Below are 4,042 nucleotides of genomic sequence, written 5' to 3' on the forward strand. Positions count from 1 at the left end.
GTCTCCAGGCCGCGGCTGTGCATGTGGCTCTCGTCGAGCACCTCGAGGTGCTGCGGCTGGAGCCCGGCCAGGGCGGTCTGGATACGATCCTGCATGCTCATGTCGTCAGGCTTCCGCTCAGGGCTTCTTGGCCGGTGCGGCCGGGGCCTTGACGCCCAGTTCCTTGTCCATGTCGGCCAGCAGCTTGTTCACCGGGTCGACGGCGGCCTGCAGCTTGCCCTGGGTCAGCTGGGCGGACTGCGCGGTCAGGCGCGGCATCTTCTGCAGCACTTTCTGGCCCAGCGGCGAGGCGTAGAAGTCGTTCAGCTGCTTGAGCTCGGATTCGCTGAAGTTGTCGGTGTAGAGCTTGACCAGGTCCGGCTTGATCTTCTCCCAGCCCACGGCGCGGTCCAGTTCGGCGTTGGCCTTGGCCTGGTAGCGGTCGAGCACGGCCTTCTTGCTGTCCGGCGCCTTGGCCTGGGCGAAGTGCTGGGCGAACATCTGCTGGACCTGGGCGTAGACCGGCACCGTGAGCTTGTCGGCATGGACCTGCTTGAGGAATTTCTCGGCCTCGGCGGCGGAATCGGCCAGGGCCATGGAGCTGAAACCAACGAGAAGGGCTGCGGTGCAAAGCTTGCGGAGGGCGGTCATGGGCGATCCTTGAGTCTGTAAGGTGTGTCCCTTGGGACCCGCCATTCTGCGCCTAAGTTCTGGAAGCCCTCAAGCGCCAGACGAGTAACGGCGAATCCGCCGGGCCAATGACAGAAAAGGCGGAAAGTGACGGCGCTCTCTTGTCCTGCCTCCGGCGAATCGGCATGCTGGGGCGCATTGTCACATGGATGTGTTCGATGACCTCCCAGGCCCGTCTTCATCTGCCGCCCGCCGTGCCGACATTGTGCGACGCCCAGGGCCGGCTGAACCCCGCCGCCGTCGGCTGGGCGCCGCGCCCGCAGCTGGACTGCTCCCTGCCCGGCCCGCGCGGGCGGCGCAAGCGCTGGAACCACTGGTGCCTGATCGCCCCCGGCTGGATGCTCTCGCTGACCATCGCCGACCTCGACTACCTCGGCTACGGCGCCCTCTACTTCCTCGACCTGAACACCGGCAAGGCCTACGCGCGCACCCAGATCAGCCCGCTGGGGCGCTGCTGCGAACTGCCCGACCGGCCCAACCAGAGCCACGCCTTCCGCCACGAGCGGCTGAACCTGAGCTTCGACGACCAGGGCGGACGCCTGCGCATCCTCGCCGACGCCAGCGACCTCGGCGGCCTGCCGCTGTCCCTGGCGCTGGACGTGCAACGCCCGGCGCACCTGGACTCGGTGAACCTGGTGGTGCCCATGGGCGGCCGCCACTTCCACGCCACCAGCCGGCAGATGGGCCTGCCCTTCAGCGGCAGCCTGCAGCTGGGCGGCGAGACCTACCACGCGCAGCCCGGGCAGAGCTTCGCCGCCCTGGACTTCGGCCGTGGCATCTGGCCGTTCCGCAGCTTCTGGACCCGCGCCGCCTTCGCCGCGCCCGGCGGCATCGCCGGCAACTTCGGCTCGGGCTGGACCGACCTCAGCGAGCACAAGGAGAACGCCCTGTGGTTCGGCGGCGAACTGCAGCGCCTGCATGGCGAGGTGGAGATCGGCCAGACCGAGGGCGACCCGCTGGCGCCCTGGCGCCTGAACAGCGCCGACCAACGCGTCGAGCTGACCTTCACCCCGCTCAAGCTGCACCACGCGGCGCCGCGCTTCGGCCTGCTCTACGCCCAGACCAGCCAGTGGTTCGGCCACTTCGACGGCTTCCTGCGCAGCGCCAGCGGCGAGCAGGTGCCGGTCCGCCGCGCGCTCGGCTGGATCGGCGCCACCCACGCGCGCTGGTAGGCGCGCCGGTACGCTATCGCCGCCATTGACCCAACGCGGAACCCACGCGCCCGGACTGGGCCTAAACTCCCTCAGAACCTATTTACGACCTGCTGCGCGTCGGCATAACTGCGTTGAAAACAGGCGAGTAATGCTCATTTAGCCATCTAAACTGCGCTTCCTCGCCTGTTTTCGCCTTGTTCTGCGCTAGCTCGCGAGATCGTAAACAGGTTCTCAGATCATTACGGGAGGACGCCATCATGAAACGGACCGAAACCGACAGCCTGGGACCCATCGAGGTCGACGAGCAGGCCTACTGGGGCGCGCAGACGCAGCGCTCGCTGGAGAACTTCGCCATCGGCGGGCAGCGCATGCCGCTGGCGGTGGTCTACGGCCTGACCCTGGTGAAGAAGGCCGCGGCGCGGGTCAACGTGCGCCTCGGCGAGCTGCCGGCGGAGATCGGCCAGCTGATCGAGCAGGCCGCCGACGAAATCCTCGCCGGCCAGCACGACGACCAGTTCCCGCTGGTGGTCTGGCAGACCGGCAGCGGCACCCAGAGCAACATGAACGTCAACGAGGTGATCGCCGGGCGCGCCAACGAACTGGCCGGCAACGCCCGCGGCGGCAAGGCGCCGGTGCACCCCAACGACCACGTCAACCGCGCGCAGAGCTCCAACGACAGCTTCCCCACCGCCATGCACCTGGCCGCCGCGCGCGCCGTGCATGAGCAACTGCTGCCGGCGGTGTCCGAGCTCAGCGGCGGCATCGCCGCGCAATCGGCGCGCTACGCCGACCTGGTGAAGACCGGGCGCACCCACCTGATGGACGCCACGCCGATCACCTTCGGCCAGGAACTGTCGGCCTTCGTCGCCCAGCTCGACTACGCCGAACGCGCGCTGCGCGCGGCGCTGCCGGCGGTCTACGAACTGGCCCAGGGCGGCACCGCCGTGGGCACCGGGCTGAACGCCCCGGCGGGCTTCGCCGAGGACATCGCCGACGAGCTGGCCAGCCTCACCGGCCTGCCCTTCGTCTCGGCGCCGAACAAGTTCGCCGCCCTCGCCGGCCACGAGCCCCTGGTGACCCTCGCCGGCGCCCTGAAGACCCTGGCGGTGGCGCTGATGAAGATCGCCAACGACCTCCGCCTGCTCGGCTCCGGCCCGCGCGCAGGGCTGGCCGAGGTGCGCCTGCCGGCCAACGAGCCGGGCAGCTCGATCATGCCCGGCAAGGTCAACCCGACCCAGTGCGAGGCCCTGTCGATGCTGGCCTGCCAGGTCATGGGCAACGACGCCGCCCTGACCTTCGCCGCCAGCCAGGGCCACCTGCAGCTGAACGTGTTCAAGCCGGTGATCATCCACAACCTGCTGGAGTCGATCCGCCTGCTCGCCGACGGCTGCCACAACTTCAACAGCCACTGCATCAAGGGCATGCAGCCGGACGCCGAGCGCATGGCCGAGCACCTGGAGCGCGGGCTGATGCTGGTCACCGCGCTGAACACCCACATCGGCTACGACAAGGCCGCGGAAATCGCCAAGAAGGCCTACAAGGAAGGTACTTCGCTGCGCGAGGCGGCGCTGGAACTGGGCTACCTCACCGACCAGCAGTTCGACGAGTGGGTGCGGCCGCAGGACATGCTGGAGGCCGGGCAGCATGGTTGAGGGCGCGAAATCCGGGGCCACGCCGCTCGAAGGCGACGGCAAGCGCATCCTGCTGATCCTCGCCACGCCCAAGGCCGACGGCTTCTGCCACGCCCTGGCCGAGAGCTACCAGCACGGCGCGCGCAGCCGCGACCACGTGGTGCGCACCCTCAAGCTCGGCGAGCTGCGCTTCGACCCGGTGCTGCACGGCGGCTACGAGCGCAGTCAGGACCTCGAACCGGACCTGCTCGAAGCCCAGCGCCAGCTGCACTGGGCGCAGCACCTGGCGCTGGTCTACCCGATCTGGTGGGGCGGCCTGCCGGCGCTGCTGCAGGGCTTCTTCGACCGGGTGTTCCTGCCCGGCTTCGCCTTCCGCTACCGCACCCCGCAGGACCGCGAATGGGAGCCGTTGCTGGGCGGGCGCAGCGCCGACCTGCTGGTGACCCACGACCAGACCCACTGGCGCTACCGCCTGCGCCAGGGCGCGCCGGCGCACCGCCAGATGGTGCGCTGCATCCTCGGCCCGTGCGGCATCGCCACCCGCCATCTGGAGGAGTTCAGCCCCATGCGCGGAGCCAGCGAGGAACA

4 protein-coding genes and 1 pseudogene are annotated in these 4,042 nt (G+C 69.2%); 3 read left to right on the forward strand and 2 right to left on the reverse strand.

Going from position 1 to position 4,042, the window contains the following annotated elements:
- Both P3W75_RS24200 and P3W75_RS24205 read right to left on the reverse strand, forming a co-directional pair.
- A pseudogene (locus P3W75_RS24200) lies at positions 1-101 on the reverse strand (BolA family transcriptional regulator); the annotation flags it as partial.
- Between the two features lie 16 nt (positions 102-117).
- Positions 118-675, reverse strand: a complete 558-nt coding sequence (locus P3W75_RS24205; protein ID WP_430765408.1) for a DUF2059 domain-containing protein — start codon at positions 673-675, stop codon at positions 118-120.
- A gap of 143 nt (positions 676-818) precedes the next feature.
- Between P3W75_RS24205 and P3W75_RS24210 the strand changes: the two genes are divergently transcribed.
- From P3W75_RS24210 to P3W75_RS24220, 3 genes are all read left to right on the forward strand, one after another.
- Positions 819-1,841: a DUF2804 domain-containing protein gene (locus P3W75_RS24210; protein ID WP_430765409.1), complete on the forward strand. Its 1,023-nt coding sequence runs from the start codon at positions 819-821 to the stop codon at positions 1,839-1,841.
- A gap of 239 nt (positions 1,842-2,080) precedes the next feature.
- Positions 2,081-3,475 carry a class II fumarate hydratase gene (locus P3W75_RS24215; protein WP_276229853.1) on the forward strand — a complete coding sequence of 465 codons (1,395 nt, stop codon included), beginning with the start codon at positions 2,081-2,083 and terminating at the stop codon, positions 3,473-3,475.
- Positions 3,468-4,042, forward strand: a 575-nt coding sequence (locus P3W75_RS24220; protein ID WP_276229854.1) for an NAD(P)H-dependent oxidoreductase, incomplete at its 3' end; no start/stop codon positions are given. The genes P3W75_RS24215 and P3W75_RS24220, both read left to right, overlap by 8 nt.

Origin of the sequence: Pseudomonas citronellolis, assembly GCF_029335315.1 — a bacterium.
In the GTDB taxonomy this organism is placed as follows: Bacteria; Pseudomonadota; Gammaproteobacteria; order Pseudomonadales; family Pseudomonadaceae; genus Pseudomonas; species Pseudomonas citronellolis_A.

Coding starts and splice junctions, on each gene's coding strand:
- P3W75_RS24205 (WP_430765408.1), bottom strand. CDS start 675: ATGGCGGGTCCCAAGGGACACACCTTACAGACTCAAGGATCGCCCATG.
- P3W75_RS24215 (WP_276229853.1), top strand. CDS start 2,081: ATGAAACGGACCGAAACCGACAGCCTGGGACCCATCGAGGTCGACGAG.
- P3W75_RS24210 (WP_430765409.1), top strand. CDS start 819: ATGTGTTCGATGACCTCCCAGGCCCGTCTTCATCTGCCGCCCGCCGTG.